This window comes from Roseibium album, assembly GCF_001404515.1.
In the GTDB taxonomy this organism is placed as follows: Bacteria; Pseudomonadota; Alphaproteobacteria; order Rhizobiales; family Stappiaceae; genus Roseibium; species Roseibium album.
Genome location: NZ_CXWE01000005.1, coordinates 46,061 through 64,763 on the forward strand (window position 1 = coordinate 46,061; position 18,703 = coordinate 64,763).

Genomic DNA, 18,703 nt, shown 5'->3' on the forward strand with positions numbered 1-18,703 from the left:
TTCAAGGCCAATTATCACACCAATTTTAAAACATTGTTCTTACTAGTGTTTTTTGATTTCTTCGAATTTCGGTTGCCGATATCAGCGACATTGCGACGACACAAAGCAATTGGCAGATGCCGGACTGGATGATATTTGCCGCATTATGGACGACCAAACGAACAACCCGCTGCGCGGACACCCTGTCGAAGACGACTATGATGACCGTCAACGCCGGGTCCTGCGGTTTTGGCTTCAACTTGTTCGCACATCGCGGCGTATCGAAACCGAAATCGGCGCTCGTATGCAAAAGTCCTTTGGCGTCCGCTTTGTCCGGTTTGACGTCCTGTCCCAGCTCTACCGGGCACCTGACAGAACTCTGTCCATAGGCGATCTTGGCGCAAGCCTGCTTGCTCCATCCGGCAATATTTCCTCGTTGCTTGACAGGATGGAAGCGGATGAGATGGTTCAGCGCGTGCCGGACCCGACCGATCGCCGTCGCTATCTCATACGCATGACCAAGCAGGGACTAGACCAGTTTCACCACATGGCGCAGGCCAACGCCGAGTGGGTTTCAGACGCGTTCAGCAACATTGATGACGACACGTTGGAGCGTCTTCACTCGGAACTGAGTTCGATCGCCAGAAACGCGAACAAGCGAGCCGACTGACACCGCCACAATTCCGCGTCATCAATGCACTGTTCCATCGTTTTTCCATGCGTCTTCTGAAAAGTATGTGCTGTCCGCCGGCAAATGCCGGAATCCTTGACCGGTCAGAACTCTTTCGGTGCCTCTTCCCAGTTCCGTTTGAGCAGGAACTGGTTTTTGAAATTCTTCAGTCCCAGCATGACCTCTGCATCCGCGATGTCCTTGACACCATGGACGTGCGTTTCCAGAAAGGAAACAAGATCGTCACGTTCATCGCAAACAAGTTCGACCAGCAGGTCGAAGCGCCCTGTCACCCATAGCACATAGACAACGCTCGACACCTTGCCCAATCGTTCCGCAACACTGAACGGAGTGACGCCCGGGGCAACCTTCAGGCAGATCATTGCGTCAGCCTTGTATTCGGAGGCCGAGGGATCTGCGATGGCAACAATCCTGAGCAAACCGGCGTCCTTCATGCCGTTTACCCGGTTTCGCACCGTACCTTCCGAAACGTTGAGTTTCTGCGCGATTTCCGAAAACGGCATGCGCCCATCGATTTCAAGCATCTGAACGATCTCGCTGTTCAGCCGGTCTTCAACCGAATGCGTGCTCCGCTGGCGCGTGGATTTTTCCGGTTCCGGTTTTTGCGGTATGTTCACTTTTTTCCTCTGCGTTTCCTCGCTGCAATCCGATGAATTGGATCTGCAGTCGGGTAACGATCATAACGGTGTACAAGACACAACATCAAACCGTTCTGCCGTTGGACAAACAAGTCCCGCCACCGCAACTTGTTTGTCCAACGGCAGAACGAGAGAACGAAGAAGATCGTACCGTGTCACTTGGAGAAATCGAAATTTTTCAATCCGCCAAAGTGCCGACGCTCTTGCGCTGACCCGCGACCTGCTCGGCCTGACCGTGAGAACCCATTCCGCCATAGGTCAGGGCCCTTTGGCCCAACATCCGGCATCTGGATTGAAATCCCGGGGAAGGTAGCTCTTCTGTGTGCTTCGTCACTTCCTGTCCGGGTAAAGCAACAGGGTTGATCCGAGGGCTGTCAGGATGGCGTGGTGGAACGATTTCGCGAAGGAACGACCAGCCAGGAGCCGATAGTGACGATCTTGCTCGACACAGATCAGAAAACAGCCGATATGCTCGACAACGGTTCTCACCGCTGATCCGCTTTCCAGCTTCCACACATCAGCTGCGGTCAAGCGTTCAAACACAGCGGGAAGTTTGTCCCCGGTCACATCGAGACAGACCCAACCGTCATTTTGTTCCGTCACGGATGCAGTTTCGCCAAGCCGCTCCTTCAGTTCGCTTGCAAGAAGCTCGTGATTTTCATGCTCGGCCAGTATCATCCATTGATCTGGCCCCATCCAGAAAGCGGCGTGGTCCTCCCCCACGACAAAAGCTCCGGCCTCCGGCGCATCGCATTTCAGAATTTGCCTTAGAGCGGCACGGACATCTTTGCCGCGGCCGGAACGGGACGCGACAGAAGCAATTGCGATATTTCTGTTTTCTTCGATGCCATTGCCGCCAACCTCGATGCGGTCAGCAGCTTCCGGTCCAAGAGCCGGAGCGGGCGAAAGACGATACTCAGGCACGGAGACGCTCTCCTTCCGGATCGATAAAATGCGGACTGACAACCTTGGCTTTCAAGGTAGCACCTTCAATCGGGTTGGCCACTTCGATCTGCTCGCCCAAACGCTCCGATCCCCGCTCCAGGAAACAAAGCGCGATCGATTTCTGCAAATGCGGAGAATAAGCGGTCGATGTGACCCAGCCTTCGTCATTTGCCGCGATGTGATGATTGCCTTCCGTGAACAGATGCCCACCTGCCGGCAAAGTCTGTGTCGGCTCAACAGCTTCCAGCCCGACGAGGCGCAGGCCGGAATCGCTGGACAATCCCTCACGACGCGCAAGCACGGCTCCTATGCTGTCTTTCTTGGTGGAAACCATTCGTCCCATGCCCAGATGGGCGGCGGAGGTCTGCCCGTTCAATTCGTTGCCGGCTGCATGTCCCTTTTCGATACGCAACACACCAAGCGCTTCGGTACCGTAAGGCACCACGTCAAATTCCTCTCCGGCCGCTATCAACGCCCGGACAAGACTGTCGCCGTAGCGGGTCGGAACCGCGATTTCGTAAGCCAGTTCACCGGAAAACGAGATCCGGAACAAACGCGCCCGAACGCCGCCACAGACCGTAATCTCCGCACAGCCCATAAAGGGAAACGCTTCGTTGGAAATGTCGAATGCCGGATCGACGATTTTGCGCAGCAGATTTCGCGCATTTGGTCCGGCAACCGCGTATTGCGCCCAGGCCTCGGTTGTCGAAATCAGCTGAACGTCCAATTGCGGACACAGGCACTGGCGGACAAATTCCATGTGCCTGTAAACGCCGACAGCGTTGGCAGTCGTTGTCGTTACGACAAAATGGTCCTCCGCCAATCTGGCGGCCGTGCCGTCGTCCATCGCAATTCCGTCTTCACGCAGCATGAGCCCGTAGCGGGTCTTGCCCACGGCCAGTTTGGCAAAACCGTTGCAATAAACCTTGTTCAGGAAGGTTGCCGCATCCGCGCCCTGGACGTCCACCTTGCCGAGTGTGGTCACATCGCAAACGCCAACAGACTTGCGCACTGCCAGCACTTCCCGGTCGACACTCTGGCGCCAGTAGCTTTCGCCCGCTCGCGGAAACCACTGGGCACGCAGCCACATGCCAGCTTCCACGAAGACAGCGCCCTGTTCTTCTGCCCAGACATGACTGGGCGTCCGGCGAACAGGGCGAAAGTCCTCGTCCCTGGACCGCCCGGCAAGCGCACCGATGGCCACAGGCGTATAGGGGGGACGAAATATGGTGGTACCGGTCTCCGGAATGGACTTTCCGGAGAGTTCGGCCATGATCGCAAGTCCACCGAGATTGGATGTCTTTCCCTGATCGGTCGCCATACCAAGCGTGGTATAGCGCTTGAGGTGTTCGACCGAGACAAAGCCTTCCTGGTGCGCGAGTTTGACATCCTTCACCGTGACATCGTTCTGGAGGTCAAGCCAGGCGCGGCCTTTGCCCTCTCCCGTATGCCAGAACGCCGAAACGGCGACTGGGCCGTCATCCGGGTCTGGCGTATCGATTGCGGTCGCATCGATACCGATTGCGCTGAGCGCCGCAACGGTCTTTTCCGTCCCTTCCTGCAGGGCTCCGGACGTTGAAAGGGTCCCGTTGGCGGCCCCGGCAACGGTCATGGCGACAGGCAAGCTGCTCCCGGGAACAAATGCGGAAATCTTCTCGTTCCACTGAGGACGGCCACGCTGATGGCACGTCAGTGCAACCGCCGGGTTCCAGCCACCTGAAACGCCAAGGGCTCCGCATGAGATTGTACGGATCGCACCATCGGCGAGCCGCACCTTGATCTCCTTGAGACCCAGGCGACCGGCTGAATCAACAACCCTTGCGCCCGCCACGAGCGGATAATCCGCCAGGGGTTTGGCGTCATCGCGCACGTCAATGACCGCCTTGACCTCAACGCCCTTCGCCAAGAGATCCCGCGCGGTACGATGGCCGTCGTCATTGTTTGTGAAGACGGCAACGGTCCGGTCCACGGTGACCGACCATCGATTGGCATAATCGCGCATTGCGCCTGCCATCAAGATCCCGGGACGATCATTGTTTTCGAACGCGATTGGCCGCTCGGTCGCCCCGGCACACAACATCGTCTGACTGGCATAGATCCGCCAGAGGATCTGCCGTGGCAGGCTGGGGTCGGGGTCGGCCAAATGGTCGGCAATCCGCTCCACCGCACCGTGGACGCCATGATCATAGGCTCCGAAAACGGTGGTTCTGGACAGAATACGCACATTCTTTGAGTTGCGAAGTTCAGAAAGTGAACTTTCAAGCCATTCGCTGGCGGGATGTTCGTTCAGTGCCAGGTTTTCCGACTTCAATCTACCGCCGAGTTCGAAGTCTTCTTCGGCCAGGATTACCCGGACCCCGGCGCGGGCGGCAGTCAGGGCAGATGCAAGACCCGCCGGCCCTGATCCGATGACAAGAAGGTCACAGTGCAGGAAACCCTTCTCATACACATCCGGGTCCGCTTCCATCGAGATGGAGCCGAGACCGGCCGCCTTGCGAATGATCGGCTCATAAACCTTTGCCCAGAAAGCCTTCGGCCACATGAATGTCTTGTAGTAGAAACCGGCAGTCAGAAAATTCGAGAACGCATCATTGATTGCCAAGACGTCGAACGCCAGGGAGGGCCAGCGGTTCTGGCTCATCGCACTCAGGCCCTCGAAAAGTTCCGCCACGGTCGCGCGGGTATTTGGTTCGCGCCTGGCGCCGTCGCGCAATTCGACAAGCGCATTCGGTTCTTCAGAACCGGAAGTGACAACCCCGCGTGGCCGGTGGTACTTGAAGCTCCGGCCCATCAGTTTCACGTTGTTCGCAAGGAGCGCGGACGCAAGCGTATCGCCCTTGAAACCGGAATAGGACGTGCCGTCGAAGCGGAAGGAAAGCGGCCTGGATCGATCGATGAGGCCACCGGACAGCCTGTTCACTTGCGTCATTTGGCAGTTTCTCCTGCCAACGCCACGTCCCGGGCGAGTTCGGCCTTCAGGATTTCATGCGTTGTCGTGTCGCGCGTGACCACCAGCCAGGATCTGTCACCTTGCTCGTGAAACCAGAGTTCCCTGTGAACACCGGCTGGATTGTTGCGCTGATACTGGTAGTCATGAAATGCCGAGGAAGCATCTTCCGCCTGCCAGTCCGGCCGGTCGAGAAGGGATGCATCTCCGAGGTAGACAAATTCCTGGGCATCTCTTGGACCCAATATCGGGTGTGGAATGATCATCTGTCTTGTCCGAGCCCTTAGTGCAGATTGGGTTGAGCGCCTGCGCCCTTCTCATCGATCATGAGGCCCTTTTCGAACCGGTCGAACCGGTAGGCGGTGGCAGTCTCATGCGGTGTGTCTGTCGCCAGAAGATGGGCGAACACCCGGCCTGATGCGGGCGTTGCCTTGAAGCCGCCATAGCACCAGCCGCCATTGAAATAGAGGCCATCGATCTGCGTCCGGTCGATAATCGGAGATCCGTCCATGGACATGTCCATGACGCCACCCCACATGCGCAGCAGCCGCGTCCGCCCGATCATCGGCATCAGAGCCATGCCACCCTCGCAGACATCTTCCACAACCGGCAGGTTTCCGCGTTGCGCATAGGTGTTGTAGCCGTCGATATCGCCACCGAACACAAGGCCGCCCTTGTCGGATTGGCTGACGTAAAAATGCCCGGCGCCAAATGTGATGACACCCGGCAGGACCGGTTTCAGACCTTCGGAAACAAATGCCTGCAGGACGTGGCTTTCGATGGGAAGGCGCATTCCGGCTTGGGACATGACCCTGCCCGAGGAGCCTGCGACAGCAACGCCGATTTTGCCGGCACCGATGTAGCCCCTTGAGGTTTCTACCCCCAAAACCCTGTTGTTCTCGATCCTGAAGCCGGTGACTTCACAATTTTGAATGATGTCGACGCCGTGCCTGTCCGCAGAGCGCGCGTACCCCCAGGCAACCGCGTCGTGACGCACGGTCCCACCGCGCCTGTGCATCAGGGCTCCCTTGATCGGAAAACGCGCATTGTTGAAATTGAGGAAGGGAGCTTCACTCCGCACGCCATCCGTATCCAGCAATTCAGCATCGGAACCGTGCAGGATCATGCCGTTTCCGCGCCGCCGTGCAGCGTCTCGCTGCGCATCCGAATGAAAGAGGTTCATGACGCCGCGCTGACTGACCATGGCGTTGTAGTTCAGGTCCTGTTCAAGTCCTTCCCAAAGCTGCAGTGACAGCTCATAGAACGGCTCGTTGCCCGGCAGGAGATAATTCGACCGGATGATCGTCGTGTTTCTGCCGACATTTCCGCCGCCGATCCATCCCTTTTCCAATACTGCTATGCGGGACTTGCGATAAACCTTGGCCAGATAATGCGCTGTGGCGAGACCGTGTCCACCGCCTCCGACGATGACAAAGTCATAGCCGGGTTGCGGCTCGGGATTTCTCCATGCCGGCTTCCATCCGGAATGCCCTCTCAAGGCTTCCTTTATCAACCTGAAACCGGAATACGACACCATGACCTCGCGCTTGTTGAGCCTTCAAGTCTGGCATCTGGCGCGGTTAAAGTTTTTTCAATTCAGCCATATTGTTCTCCAATCGCGTCATGGGTATAGAATTATGCGCATGCTCGATACCAAACGGAAAATAGGTTTCTTTTTCATAGAAGACTTTGCCCTGATGTCCGGTGCAGCAGCTGTCGAGCCGTTGCGAGCAGCCAATCTTCTTGCAAAAAAGCCCCTCTACGAGATCTGCTATTTCTCCAAAGACGGCGGGCCCACTTATTCTTCTTGCGGTGCGCCCTTCCATACGGAACAGCTCGCGGGTACCGACCCTGATCTTGATATCCTGTTTGTTGTTGCCGGTGGCAATGCAATGTCGTTGCAGGACACCGCCGTATCCGGTCTGGTGAGGTCTCTGGCTGCACACGGGACGTCTCTTGGCGGGATATCCGGCGGCCCGGTCCTTCTGGCAAAGGCCGGTGTCATGAAAAACCGGCGTTTCACCGTTCACTGGGAACATTTTGAAGAGCTCAGGGAGTATTCCGACAGGTTTCTGATGGAACGCCGCCTCTACATCATCGATCGGGACCGTTACACCTGCGCCGGAGGCATGGCGCCACTCGACATGATGCATGCCCTCATTCAATCGGATCATGGTATCGATCTGGCGCGTGCCGTGACGGACTGGTTCATTCACACGGAAGTCAGAAGCTCAGAGCAACCACAACGATCCGGATTTGCAGGAGGAAACAAAAACCTCCATCCCATTGTTCTGAGCGCTCTGGACCTCATGGAAAATCACATTGCGGATCCCCTGTCCTTCAAGCAGATCGCAATGCTGGTCGGCGTGGGCGAACGTCAGCTTCAACGCCGTTTCGACCAGGAACTGAACATTGGACCTATGCAATGCTATCTGGAAATTCGGCTTGACAAAGCAGATGAACTGACAAGGAAAACCCGCCTTTCCTTCATGGAAATCGCCCTGACGACCGGCTTCGTCAACCAGGGCCATTTTGCAAAGACCTTCAGAACACGTTTCGGCATGACGCCAACGGATCGAAGAAGACTTGAAAAGGACTGAAACAACCCGGGCGCGTTCCTGTCAGCCTACCGTGTTGTCGGGCCGGCGATATCGGTGAATTGGATACAATGGGTTGATCTGACACCGATGTTGTCCGACAAGAGTGCATGTTCACCAGTCTTGCGATTGTGTTTTGAAACAACGAAAGCTCTCACAGGATCCGCACAAGGTTCGCGACAGGGTCGACAGGAACCTTGAAGATTCGATAGGGCGGGAAGTCCGCGCGATCCGTCGCCAGCGAGGCATGAACGTCTCCGATCTGGCCAGTGCCGCGGATCTTTCTGTCGGCATGCTGTCCAAGATCGAAAACGGCAACATCTCCCCGTCCCTGACAACCTTGCAGGCTCTTACCAACGCCCTGAACGTGCCTCTCAGCACGTTGTTCCTTCGTTTTGAGGACAAGAGAGAAGCTGTTCTCACCACCTCCGGCAACGGGGTCCAGATCGAGCGGGCCGGTACGCGCGCCGGACACCAGTACAATCTGCTCGGCCATCTGAGTGCCAACACCACAGGCGTGGTTGTCGAGCCTTACCTGATCACGCTCACCGAAGAATCAGACGTCTTCCCGACATTTCAACATGACGGTATCGAGACGCTGTACATGCTCGAGGGCGAGGTGGACTATCGACACGGTGACAGGCTCTTTCGGCTGACACCTGGTGATACGCTGTTCTTTGACGCGGACGCACCCCATGGTCCGGAAGTCCTGGTCGAACTTCCGGTCAGGTTCCTGTCGATCATTTCCTATCGGCAATCACGGTAAAGCGGTCAGTCGTTGCGCCCTGATTTCCAGGCTCGGTCCGGCATATCAGGCGGCCGGATGTCTTTCTGAACCTGCATTGTGTCCATGCTGTCGCGCTGAGAGCGCAATTGGCCTGTTCTGCCTCATTCTTCGAAATTCATCCGGCGACGTCAGCACCGCAAAGGCACCGCGAGCACATTCAGCATCAATCTTTTTGTTTCTTTTAAGGAAAGATTTTTTCTTTAGGGTAGATTCCAAGAGGAAGCTTGGGTAAGTTCCCCTGCAACGAAACATTGAAGGGTCTCAAATTCATGTGTGGGATTGTGGGTCTTTTTTTAAAGGACAAATCGCTTGAGCCGAAACTCGGTGAGTTGTTGTCTGCCATGTTGATCACCATGACGGACCGCGGTCCGGACAGCGCCGGGATCGCGATCTATGGCGATGCGGTCGACGGCCAGACGAAACTGACCGTTCAGTCGGACAATGCGGCAAAGGACTTCGCGTCCCTTTCGAAAGATCTGAGCGAGGCAATCGGCGCCTCTGTTTCCTTGCAGGCCAACGACACCCATGCGGTTATTTTACTGGATGGTCCCAAGGCCGGGGCAGCTCGCCAGGCCCTTGCTGAATTGCGCCCCGAAATCAGGGTCATGTCGGACGGAGATGCGATCGAAATCTACAAGGAAGTCGGACTGCCGAAAGATGTGACCGAACGTTTCAACCTGGCCGGGATGCGTGGCTCCCACGGCATCGGTCACACACGCATGGCCACTGAATCCGCCGTAACCACAGAGGGCGCGCATCCGTTTTCAACCGGAGCAGACCAGTGCCTGGTTCACAACGGCTCCCTGTCGAACCACAACGTGCTTCGCCGAAAACTGATGCGTGAAGGTGTGCAGATCGGTTCGATGAACGACACCGAAGTGGGCGCTGCCTATCTGACCTGGAAAATGCAGAACGGAGCGTCGCTCGGCGAAGCGCTTGAAAGCAGCCTGGAAGATCTCGACGGTTTCTTCACCTTCGTCGTTGGAACCAAGGATGGCTTTGGCGTGGTACGCGACCCGATTGCCTGCAAACCCGCGGTGATGGCCGAGACGGAACAGTATGTCGCCTTCGGCAGCGAATATCGTGCGCTGGTAGACCTGCCCGGAATTGACAACGCCCGTGTCTGGGAGCCTGAACCCGCCACCGTCTACTTCTGGAGCCACTGACATGCAATCTTATGATGTTGCCGCCGACGGTCTGCGCGGACTGAATGCAACGCTTCAGGCGCAAAAACAGGAAACAAACCAGACCCGGTGGGAGGTTGTGAACCCCAAGGGCAGCCACGCAATCGCGGTTGGTCTGGACGCCCCCATTGACGTTACTGTCAAAGGGTCGACCGGCTACTACTGCGCCGGAATGAACAAGCAGGCAACGGTCAGGGTCGAGGGATCAGTCGGCCCCGGCGTCGCGGAGAACATGATGTCCGGAACCGTGATCGTCGACGGCGACGCCAGCCAATATGCCGGCGCGACGGGTCACGGCGGCCTCCTCGTCATCAAGGGGAATGCCAGTTCGCGCTGCGGCATTTCGATGAAGGGGATCGATATTGTCGTTCACGGCAATATCGGACACATGTCCGCATTCATGGCACAGGCGGGCAATCTGGTCGTCTGCGGGGATGCCGGCGATGCCCTCGGCGACTCTCTTTATGAAGCGAAGCTGTTTGTGCGCGGTTCGGTGAAAAGCCTGGGGGCGGATTGCATCGAAAAGGAAATGCGGCCCGAACATCTTGAGACCCTGGGCGATCTGCTGTCCCGTGCCGGAAGCGATGCGAGGGCTGAGGATTTCAGGCGATATGGCTCGGCTCGCGAACTCTACAATTTCGATATCGACAACGCGGCAGCGTACTGAGGAACACGGACATGGACAAGACCCCCGGCACCCTGCCAATTCAGTCGGCAACGTTCAGCAATTCGATCAATTCCGAAATCCGCCGGGCGGCCGCCACCGGTATTTACGACATCCGCGGTGGTGGCGCGAAACGCCGGGTACCGCATTTCGACGATCTTTTGTTTCTGGGGGCATCGGTCTCCCGGTATCCACTGGAAGGATATCGCGAACGATGCGGAACGTCTGTGGTGCTGGGCACCCGCTTTGCGAAAAAACCGATTGAACTGGATATCCCGGTGACTATTGCCGGCATGAGCTTCGGCGCGTTGTCCGGCCGGGCAAAGGAAGCTCTTGGACGGGGCGCTTCTGCCGCGGGGACGTCGACCACCACTGGCGATGGCGGCATGACGCCCGAAGAGCGCGGACACTCCACCAAACTGGTTTATCAGTATCTGCCGTCGCGCTATGGAATGAACCCGGACGACCTGCGCAAGGCGGATGCCATCGAAATCGTCGTCGGCCAGGGAGCAAAGCCCGGCGGCGGCGGCATGCTTCTCGGCCAGAAGATCAGCGATCGCGTGGCCGAAATGCGAACCCTCCCCAAGGGAATTGACCAGAGATCCGCGTGCCGGCACCCGGACTGGACCGGGCCCGACGATCTCGAGATCAAGATCCTTGAACTTCGGGAAATAACCGGCTGGCAGGTGCCGATCTACGTCAAGGTTGGTGCAACGCGTCCCTACTATGACACCGCGCTCGCGGTGAAGGCTGGTGCCGACGTGGTGGTGATGGACGGCATGCAGGGTGGAACGGCCGCCACGCAGGACGTCTTCATCGAGCATGTCGGCATACCGACGCTTGCCAGCATCCGCCCCGCCGTACAGGCGCTTCAGGACCTGGGCGTTCACCGCGAGGTGCAGTTGGTGATATCCGGCGGTATCCGGACAGGGGCCGATGTCGCCAAGGCTCTCGCCCTGGGTGCGGACGCAGTCGCAATCGGGACCGCAGCCCTGGTTGCGCTCGGCGACAATGACCCGAAATGGGAAGCTGAATATCAGGAACTCGGGACAACGACCGGCGCATATGACGACTGGCACGAAGGACGGGATCCGGCAGGTATCACCACGCAGGACCCGGAGCTTGCCGCCAGACTGGACCCTGTCGAGGCCGGTCGGCGGCTGCGCAACTATCTCAAGGTAATGACGTTGGAGGCGCAGACAATCGCACGCGCTTGTGGGCACAATCATCTTCACAATCTGGAACCAGAAGATCTTTGTGCCTTGACGATGGAAGCGGCGGCAATGGCAAAAGTGCCTCTTGCCGGAACAGACTGGTACCCGGGCAAGCCGGGATTTTGATTTGACGGCAGACTTGCCGACACGACTACGAAGCTCGATCTAATTTGCAAAGACAGGGAAAGGGATATGAACCATGACGACTGATCTGGCGGCCTTCGCGCAGGAAAATGGCGTTAAATACTTCATGATCTCTTTCACCGACCTGTTCGGTGGACAAAGAGCCAAACTGGTTCCCGCGCAAGCCATTTCAGACATGCAGGTCGATGGCGCCGGATTTGCCGGGTTTGCGACCTGGCTCGATATGACACCTGCACATCCGGACATGCTGGCAGTGCCGGACCCGGCGTCGGTGATCCAGCTGCCGTGGAAGCCCGAAGTCGCATGGGTGGCGGCAAATTGTGTAATGGAAGGCGAGGATGTCGCGCAGGCACCGCGCAACGTGTTGCGCCGCCTGATCGGCGAAGCCGCCGAAATGGGAATGCACGTCAAGACCGGGGTCGAAGCTGAATTCTTCCTGCTCACAGCGGATGGCGAGCAGATCTCCGACCCCTACGACACGGCGGAAAAACCGTGTTACGACCAGCAGGCGGTGATGCGCCGCTACGACGTTATCCGCGAGATCTGTGACTACATGCTGGAGCTCGGATGGCAGCCGTACCAGAATGATCACGAGGATGCCAACGGTCAGTTCGAGATGAACTGGGAGTTCGACGACGTCCTGCAGACGGCCGACAAGCATTCCTTCTTCAAGTTCATGGTGAAATCGGTTGCCGAAAGGCACGGCCTGCGCGCCACCTTCATGCCCAAGCCGATCGAAGGACTGACCGGCAACGGCTGTCACGTGCATGTCTCCGTCTGGGACGCCCCTGGCCAGGCGGCCAGAACCAACGTGTTTGCAAATACGGACGGCGGTTCCGGCGACGCATCCGAAGTCGGCCTGTCGGAATACGGCAGTCATTTCCTGGGCGGCATCATGCAGCATGCAACGGCCCTCGCCGCGATCACCAACCCGACCGTGAATTCATACAAGCGCATCAACGCACCGCGCACGATGTCAGGTGCGACCTGGGCGCCGAACACGGTGACGTGGACGGGCAACAACCGCACGCACATGGTCCGCGTTCCCGGTCCAGGCCGATTTGAACTCCGCCTCGCCGATGGAGCCGCAAATCCGTATCTGCTCCAGGCTGCCGTGATCGCAGCCGGACTGTCTGGCATCCGCTCGAAGGCCGATCCCGGCAAGCGCTGGGACATTGATATGTATGCCGAAGGCTACAAGGTGCAGGATGCGCCGAAACTTCCGCTGAACATGCTGGATGCTCTGCGCGAATATGACGGAGACGAAGCCCTTCGGGCGACGATGGGCGAGGAATTTTCAAGCGCTTTCATAAAGATGAAGATGCAGGAATGGAATTCATTCGTCTCCCATTTCTCACGATGGGAAAAGGAAAACACACTCGACATCTAGACGGCACCACGGCCATGTGTGACGGATTTTCAGCGCTTGAATTGTGACCGGACAGGGAACGACACTGATGATCTCCAGCCAACTGGCCGTGATATTTGCCGGGGTCGAGGCCGCGCTGAAGGCGAGCGGCCATGACACTGGCGCATCAGGGCTGACGGTTGCCAAGATCATCCGGACCAGCCGGATTTCTATCGAGCCCGCGTCCTGGCAGCAGGGTGTCTCGATTGCGATGCAAGCGAATTCAGTCGTACAGGTCGCAGCCAATTCAACAGATACTCCGCGATATCCGGTGCCGGAACCATGACAGGCCGGGTTTTGCAAGGCATCGCCATGAGCGAAGGTGCTGGCCTCATTCACGATGCCGCACCGGTCCGTGTTGTCATCGAAACTGTCGCGGTCAAGGCCAGCGATTTTTGACGTACGTTCCGTGAAAGGTCATCAACTGACCGGGCAGAGTGGAACTGCTGTTCATCCATCCAGGAGATTTTCGTACCATGTTGCCTGGCGAAAATGAATCCTCACCGGCATCGCTCGACCTCTTTCTTTCCCGCCGCCGCTTTCGCATCGGCGCAGTTTCCGGCCGGTAGGATTGCGGTCAAACGCAGTTCTGGCTGAAGAATGTTTACGCATCCAGCTGAATTACGTCTCAATTTTACAGAATAGGCAGAAATTTTTATATTTAAGGTAACAAATTCGCACTTTTCTACTTTTTCATCAAAATTTGTATGGACAAACTACGAATTTCGCATTTCACTACGATATGCATGGTTCAGGTCAATTGCCGGCCTCAGCCAGTGACACACTCAAACTCCGGACGAGGAAGCAAATGGGCGCGATTGAAACCCTGCTTGAGCCTTTCTTCGAAGAGACCTCCCCACGGCGTGGTCTGCCTGCCGCTGCCTATACCGACAAGGAGTTTTGGGACGCCGAATGCATGTCGGTGTTCACCCGGAACTGGATCTGCGTCGGATTTGTTCATGAATTGAAAGTGTCCGGCGATGCGGTGCCGATAAAAATTGCCGGTCATCCATTGCTTCTGGTGCGAAACAAGGAAGGTGCAATTCGCGCGTTCCACAATGTTTGCAGGCACCGCTGTCTGACGCTGGTGGAAGAACCGCGCAACGTGGGCAAGCTCATCCGTTGCCCATATCACGCCTGGGCTTATGATCTCGACGGCAACCTGCGGGCTTCACCGCATTTCGGTGGTGTGAACGAGCACTTTTCCAAAGGCTTTGACCGTAAGCAGAATGGTCTGGTTCCGGTCCGCACACATATCTGGAACGACTGGATCTTCGTCAACATCGACGGCGATGCCGAACCGTTCGAAGATTACGCCTCCACGATCAAGGAACGGCTGAACGGGATCGAGTGGGAGAACTTGAACTGCATCGGCACCTTGGATTTCGGTGAAATTGCCTGCAACTGGAAGTTCATCATGGAGAACTTCATCGAACCCTACCACGTCCAATTCGTGCACGCGTCGACAACCGACCAGCCACTTGAGGACCATTTCACGATCATAGATGGAAACTGTCTGGGCAGCGCAGTGGATCTTCAAGAGGAAATCGGCACATCCGGCAGCCTTGGGGTCAGTTCCCGCTATCTGACACTCTATCCGAACTTCATCTTGGGCCGGTATTTCCCTGACCAGATGGGTGTTTATCTGAATATCCCGACGGGTCCGGGCACCATGATGCAGAAACGGGCGCTCTACACCACCGAAGGTCAGTCCCTGTCGGAGGAAGCCATCCGGGGGCTGCGAAAACTCTGGTGGGACGTCCACAAGGAAGATCATGAAATGACAGAGCGGCTGCAGCTGGGCCGCGCCTCGCAGGTGTCGGCCGCAGGCGGCGTGCTGTCCCCGGCCTGGGAAGACAGTGTGCGGGCTTTCCAGGACATGGTGGCTCGAGACGTGACCAGCAGGAAATTGCCAAAGGAAGGAATCTACAATGACAACCAATAACCTGGAAGGTGGATTCCGTCTGGCGCACACAATGATGCGTGTCACGGATATGGAAAAATCACTGGAATTCTATTGCAGCATCCTCGGAATGCAGGTGCTGCGACGGACCGATTATCCGGAAGGCAGGTTCACGAATACCTTCATCGGATATGGACCGGAAGCGGAATTTCCGACCCTTGAACTGACGGCGAACTGGGATCGGGACGCATCCTACGAAAAGGGCGACGGCTGGGGCCATATCTGCATCGAGACACCTGATGTCTACAAGGCGTGCGAGGACCTGGCGGTTGCGGGCGTGCACATCACCCGCCCGGCGGGGCCGATGAAGAACGGCACACGGGTGATTGCGTTCTGCGAAGACCCCGACGGCTACAAGATCGAACTCAACGAATCCATTCTCAAACATCTCGCACAGGAAGGCTGACAGACATGGGCGGCAAACCAAACCTCTTCAAATTCGCCGACATCGAAAATCGTCTCCAGACACTCCAGCCGGGACAGACCTATATCAAGCCGTTTGTCACGAGCGCCGTCAGCGACACCATGTGCGGTGGGTTGAACTTTCTCAACGACGTCAAGGTTCCCTGGGACCTGACGTGCGACGAGATCATCTATTGCATGGAAGGCACTTTCAGGCTGGTCTGCGACGGTGAGAGCTACATCTGCAATCCGGGCGACGTTCTCTACATCCCGAAGGACAACCACATCTCCTATGAAGCGGATGAGAAATGCGTGATTTTTTACGCCGCCTATCCCCACAACTGGAAACAGCTCGCCGGCATCACACAGGTGCCGGGCATCGATCCGGATGACTTCGTCGCGGGTTGACCGGCTTCCGGCAATGGATGGTCGGATCGACCAGGCCATCCGTCACCAGTCGCATTCAGGAAACAGTCAAACATTTCCAGCAGTGGTCGTGAAACAGAAGATTGCCGCGTGCGGTCGACGGAGTTGCAGAGGGAAATTGCGAAATGCTGAAAACCAATCCGGAAAACAGGATCTATATCGAAAGCTTCCAGGACGCCGTCGAACGCAATCGTCCAAAGATACCTGAAACCAGAACCCGCCTTGAAAAAGCAGGTGTCAAATACGTCATGGCCGCCTGGGTTGATCTTCACGGCATTCCCAAGACCAAACCTGTACCCATGAGTGATTTCGACGAACTGTGTCTGGGCAAAGGTCCGCAATTTGCAGTTCACTCGATCTCCTATGTCCCGGAGCTTTCCCCTGCCGACAGTGACCAGGTCGTCGTGCCGGACCTGGATGCCGTCTACATCTGCCCTTGGGATACGTCCACCGCGATCATCTTCTCCGATCTCTATTGGGAAGATGCGCCTTACAACGTTTGCCCGCGCCAGGCACTGAAACGCGCCATGCAGGAGGCGGCAGCGGATGGCTACGCCGGATATGCCGGTGTTGAACCGGAATTCATCGTGATGAAATACGATGAGGACGGGCACCCGGTGAAGGCCTTCGATGATGACCCGGCAAACGGAACGCGGCCGCGCAGGCAGGCCTTCGGGTATGATGTTGAATATTCACTGGATTCCATGCCGTTCCTGAAAGAGATGATCGACATCATCGAAGGCCTGGGCTGGAACCTGCACGACGTGGTCGCCGAAGGCGCCTACTCCCAGTTTGAACTGGATTTCCACTATACCAACGTGCTGGAAATGTCCGATCGGCTGACGTTTCTGCGCATCGTCCTGAAGGAAGTCGCCAAGAAACACGGCATGTTCGTAACCTTCATGCCGAAACCGACAGTCGGGGACTGGCGCTCCGGCGCCCATATCAACCTGTCTCTGCAACATGAAAGCAGGCCGGACGAGAACATCTTCAAGACGCCGGAGGGCGACTGGTCACAGGAAAGCCGCTATGCGGTCGGCGGCCTGATTGCCCATGCCGATGCCATTACCGCAATCACCTGCCCGACCGTGAATTCCTATAATGGTCTGGTTCCACGGGTCGGTGGTTTTGAGGGTGGCACCGTCACCTGGGCGCCGACGAACATTACCTTCGGTTTCAACAACCGGTCCGCACAGTTCCGGTTGCCTCAAAGCCGTCACTGTATCGAAAACCGCGCCTGCGACATGACCATGAATGTCTATCTCGCCATGGCAATGCATCTGACCTGTGCCGTTGACGGTATCAAGAACCAGGTCGATCCCGGTAAACCCACTGATTTCGATCTCTACTCCAAAACGGAAGCCGAATTGAGCGAGCTTGGCATTCGCCGGCTACCGCGAACGTTGTGGAATGCAATCGAAGCCTTGCGCAGTGACGAAGTCGCCGAGCATGTCATGGGGCCGGTCATGCGCAAATCCTTCATCGATTACAAGACCGACGAATGGGAGCGTTATCACCAGTCGGTAACGGATTGGGAAGTGAAGGAATACCTGCGGCTCTTTTGATCGACGCATCGCATCTGACGGAGGCGGACTGCGAACAAAGCCGGTGGACCGTCCGTCTCTACAACTGGAGATCCGCAACGTCATGGACTTCGACATTTTCGAATGCGGCGACATTCAGCTTCAGTGCGGTGACACGCTGCGAGATGCGAAACTCGCCTACAAGACCTATGGAACCCTGGCAAGGGACGGCGGCAACGTCGTTGTCATGCCGACATTCTTTACCGGGAGCCACAGCAGGAACGAAGGTTTTTTCGGCCCGGGCAGAGCCCTGGATCCGGCGCGCCATTTCATTGTTTCGATCAACCTGTTCGGTGGCGGGCTGTCATCCTCCCCCAGCACTGCGTCAGGCAGGCAAGAGGCCGGCAACTTCCCGGCGATTGCGTTTCAAGACAACATTGCCGCGCAACACAGGCTGCTGACCGGGCATCTTGGTGTCAAAAAGGTCGCCCTGGTTCTCGGCTGGTCCATGGCCGGATGCCAGGCCTATCACTGGGCGGTTCAGCATCCCGACCTGGTTCTGGCAATCCTGCCGTTCTGCGCCTCGGCAAGAACCTCGCCACACAATTTTGTCTTTCTGGAGGGCGTGAAAGCCGCGCTCTGTGCCGATACCCAGTGGAACAATGGAGACTACGGCACGCAACCGGTCGAAGGCCTCAAGGCATTCGGGCGCGCATATGCCGGCTGGGCATTTTCCCAGTCATTTTACCGCAATGGCCGGTACAGGGACCTCGGTTACGAGAGCATTGCAGACCTTCTGGACGACTGGGCTGAAGATCATGCGTGCAACTGGGACGCCAATGACCTGCTGGCCAAGATCGCAACCTGGCAGGCAGGTGATGTCAGCGCCGGACCGGAATTTGAAGGCAACCTTGAAAAAGCCCTCGCCTCGATCCGGGCCCGGACCATCCTGATGCCCTGCGCGCAGGACCTCTATTTTCCACCCGAAGACAACGCATATGAGGCGCAGCACATTCCGGGTGCGAAATTCAGGCCGGTCCTGTCCGAATTCGGCCACTGCGCCGCCAATCCAGGCAACGACGCGGGCTTCACCGCGCAACTCGACACCAACATCGCCGAACTCCTGAACGCTTGACTGGCAACATGCGCGGATCTCGTCTTGGGTGTGCTGGTTCGTTCAGGCATCAAGAG

19 protein-coding genes are annotated in these 18,703 nt (G+C 57.1%); 13 read left to right on the top strand and 6 right to left on the bottom strand.

From position 1 onward, the window contains the following. Positions 1-145: 145 nt before the first annotated feature. Positions 146-649 carry a MarR family winged helix-turn-helix transcriptional regulator gene (locus tag LA5095_RS17065; RefSeq protein ID WP_055117098.1) on the top strand — a complete coding sequence of 168 codons (504 nt, stop codon included), beginning with the start codon at positions 146-148 and terminating at the stop codon, positions 647-649. A gap of 104 nt (positions 650-753) precedes the next feature. Here LA5095_RS17065 and LA5095_RS17070 read toward each other — a convergent pair whose 3' ends face one another. The 6 genes from LA5095_RS17070 to LA5095_RS17090 form a co-directional block, all read right to left on the bottom strand. Next, the gene (locus LA5095_RS17070) at positions 754-1,287 is read right to left on the bottom strand and encodes an Lrp/AsnC family transcriptional regulator (protein ID WP_208992743.1); all 534 of its coding nucleotides are present in this window, start codon (positions 1,285-1,287) and stop codon (positions 754-756) included. Between the two features lie 199 nt (positions 1,288-1,486). After that, positions 1,487-1,642 (bottom strand): hypothetical protein, encoded by a 156-nt coding sequence (locus tag LA5095_RS32735; RefSeq protein ID WP_158510395.1) that lies wholly within the window; start codon positions 1,640-1,642, stop codon positions 1,487-1,489. Then, complete coding sequence (locus LA5095_RS17075) at positions 1,639-2,232, bottom strand: sarcosine oxidase subunit gamma (RefSeq protein WP_055117100.1); 594 nt, start codon at positions 2,230-2,232, stop codon at positions 1,639-1,641. The genes LA5095_RS32735 and LA5095_RS17075 overlap by 4 nt, the downstream gene beginning before the upstream one ends. Beyond that, on the bottom strand, positions 2,225-5,182 hold the full coding sequence (locus LA5095_RS17080; RefSeq protein ID WP_055117102.1) for a sarcosine oxidase subunit alpha family protein: 2,958 nt from the start codon (positions 5,180-5,182) through the stop codon (positions 2,225-2,227). Before LA5095_RS17080 ends, LA5095_RS17075 begins: the two co-directional genes overlap by 8 nt. Beyond that, the gene (locus tag LA5095_RS17085; protein WP_055117105.1) at positions 5,179-5,466 is read right to left on the bottom strand and encodes a sarcosine oxidase subunit delta; all 288 of its coding nucleotides are present in this window, start codon (positions 5,464-5,466) and stop codon (positions 5,179-5,181) included. The genes LA5095_RS17080 and LA5095_RS17085 overlap by 4 nt, the downstream gene beginning before the upstream one ends. Positions 5,467-5,483: 17 nt before the next feature. Next, positions 5,484-6,734 carry a sarcosine oxidase subunit beta family protein gene (locus LA5095_RS17090; RefSeq protein WP_055117988.1) on the bottom strand — a complete coding sequence of 417 codons (1,251 nt, stop codon included), beginning with the start codon at positions 6,732-6,734 and terminating at the stop codon, positions 5,484-5,486. A 109-nt stretch (positions 6,735-6,843) separates the two neighbouring features. Between LA5095_RS17090 and LA5095_RS17095 the strand changes: the two genes are divergently transcribed. The 12 genes from LA5095_RS17095 to LA5095_RS17150 all read left to right on the top strand — a co-directional run bounded on the left by LA5095_RS17095 (position 6,844) and on the right by LA5095_RS17150 (position 18,647). Beyond that, positions 6,844-7,800 carry a GlxA family transcriptional regulator gene (locus tag LA5095_RS17095; protein ID WP_158510396.1) on the top strand — a complete coding sequence of 319 codons (957 nt, stop codon included), beginning with the start codon at positions 6,844-6,846 and terminating at the stop codon, positions 7,798-7,800. A gap of 133 nt (positions 7,801-7,933) precedes the next feature. Next, positions 7,934-8,563 (top strand): helix-turn-helix domain-containing protein, encoded by a 630-nt coding sequence (locus LA5095_RS17100; RefSeq protein WP_029063257.1) that lies wholly within the window; start codon positions 7,934-7,936, stop codon positions 8,561-8,563. 290 nt (positions 8,564-8,853) lie between these two features. Further along, positions 8,854-9,750 carry a class II glutamine amidotransferase gene (locus LA5095_RS17105; RefSeq protein WP_055117109.1) on the top strand — a complete coding sequence of 299 codons (897 nt, stop codon included), beginning with the start codon at positions 8,854-8,856 and terminating at the stop codon, positions 9,748-9,750. Position 9,751: 1 nt separating this feature from the next. Continuing rightward, the gene (locus LA5095_RS17110; protein ID WP_055117111.1) at positions 9,752-10,435 is read left to right on the top strand and encodes a GltB/FmdC/FwdC-like GXGXG domain-containing protein; all 684 of its coding nucleotides are present in this window, start codon (positions 9,752-9,754) and stop codon (positions 10,433-10,435) included. Positions 10,436-10,446: 11 nt separating this feature from the next. After that, a complete protein-coding gene (locus LA5095_RS17115) occupies positions 10,447-11,772 on the top strand; it encodes an FMN-binding glutamate synthase family protein (RefSeq protein WP_055117112.1) in 1,326 nt (441 codons plus the stop codon). A 73-nt stretch (positions 11,773-11,845) separates the two neighbouring features. Beyond that, a complete protein-coding gene (gene glnT / locus LA5095_RS17120) occupies positions 11,846-13,180 on the top strand; it encodes a type III glutamate--ammonia ligase (RefSeq protein ID WP_055117113.1) in 1,335 nt (444 codons plus the stop codon). 67 nt (positions 13,181-13,247) lie between these two features. Continuing rightward, positions 13,248-13,484 carry a hypothetical protein gene (locus LA5095_RS17125; protein WP_144436030.1) on the top strand — a complete coding sequence of 79 codons (237 nt, stop codon included), beginning with the start codon at positions 13,248-13,250 and terminating at the stop codon, positions 13,482-13,484. A gap of 522 nt (positions 13,485-14,006) precedes the next feature. Further along, a complete protein-coding gene (locus LA5095_RS17130; RefSeq protein WP_055117990.1) occupies positions 14,007-15,143 on the top strand; it encodes an aromatic ring-hydroxylating oxygenase subunit alpha in 1,137 nt (378 codons plus the stop codon). After that, a complete protein-coding gene (gene gloA / locus LA5095_RS17135; RefSeq protein ID WP_055117117.1) occupies positions 15,130-15,567 on the top strand; it encodes a lactoylglutathione lyase in 438 nt (145 codons plus the stop codon). The genes LA5095_RS17130 and gloA overlap by 14 nt, the downstream gene beginning before the upstream one ends. A 5-nt stretch (positions 15,568-15,572) precedes the next feature. Then, the gene (locus LA5095_RS17140; RefSeq protein WP_055117119.1) at positions 15,573-15,971 is read left to right on the top strand and encodes a cupin domain-containing protein; all 399 of its coding nucleotides are present in this window, start codon (positions 15,573-15,575) and stop codon (positions 15,969-15,971) included. A gap of 143 nt (positions 15,972-16,114) precedes the next feature. Next, complete coding sequence (locus LA5095_RS17145) at positions 16,115-17,554, top strand: glutamine synthetase family protein (RefSeq protein WP_055117992.1); 1,440 nt, start codon at positions 16,115-16,117, stop codon at positions 17,552-17,554. Between the two features lie 82 nt (positions 17,555-17,636). After that, the gene (locus tag LA5095_RS17150; RefSeq protein WP_055117120.1) at positions 17,637-18,647 is read left to right on the top strand and encodes an alpha/beta fold hydrolase; all 1,011 of its coding nucleotides are present in this window, start codon (positions 17,637-17,639) and stop codon (positions 18,645-18,647) included. Positions 18,648-18,703: the final 56 nt, after the last annotated feature.

Bases quoted from the DNA above. Each gene is read 5' to 3' on its own strand.
- glnT (WP_055117113.1), top strand. From the start codon at position 11,846: ATGACGACTGATCTGGCGGCCTTCGCGCAGGAAAATGGCGTTAAATAC.
- LA5095_RS17080 (WP_055117102.1), bottom strand. From the start codon at position 5,182: ATGACGCAAGTGAACAGGCTGTCCGGTGGCCTCATCGATCGATCCAGG.
- LA5095_RS17085 (WP_055117105.1), bottom strand. From the start codon at position 5,466: ATGATCATTCCACACCCGATATTGGGTCCAAGAGATGCCCAGGAATTT.
- gloA (WP_055117117.1), top strand. From the start codon at position 15,130: ATGACAACCAATAACCTGGAAGGTGGATTCCGTCTGGCGCACACAATG.
- LA5095_RS17140 (WP_055117119.1), top strand. From the start codon at position 15,573: ATGGGCGGCAAACCAAACCTCTTCAAATTCGCCGACATCGAAAATCGT.
- LA5095_RS17125 (WP_144436030.1), top strand. From the start codon at position 13,248: ATGATCTCCAGCCAACTGGCCGTGATATTTGCCGGGGTCGAGGCCGCG.
- LA5095_RS17115 (WP_055117112.1), top strand. From the start codon at position 10,447: ATGGACAAGACCCCCGGCACCCTGCCAATTCAGTCGGCAACGTTCAGC.
- LA5095_RS17105 (WP_055117109.1), top strand. From the start codon at position 8,854: ATGTGTGGGATTGTGGGTCTTTTTTTAAAGGACAAATCGCTTGAGCCG.
- LA5095_RS17110 (WP_055117111.1), top strand. From the start codon at position 9,752: ATGCAATCTTATGATGTTGCCGCCGACGGTCTGCGCGGACTGAATGCA.
- LA5095_RS17095 (WP_158510396.1), top strand. From the start codon at position 6,844: ATGCTCGATACCAAACGGAAAATAGGTTTCTTTTTCATAGAAGACTTT.
- LA5095_RS17145 (WP_055117992.1), top strand. From the start codon at position 16,115: ATGCTGAAAACCAATCCGGAAAACAGGATCTATATCGAAAGCTTCCAG.
- LA5095_RS17065 (WP_055117098.1), top strand. From the start codon at position 146: ATGGACGACCAAACGAACAACCCGCTGCGCGGACACCCTGTCGAAGAC.
- LA5095_RS17150 (WP_055117120.1), top strand. From the start codon at position 17,637: ATGGACTTCGACATTTTCGAATGCGGCGACATTCAGCTTCAGTGCGGT.
- LA5095_RS17130 (WP_055117990.1), top strand. From the start codon at position 14,007: ATGGGCGCGATTGAAACCCTGCTTGAGCCTTTCTTCGAAGAGACCTCC.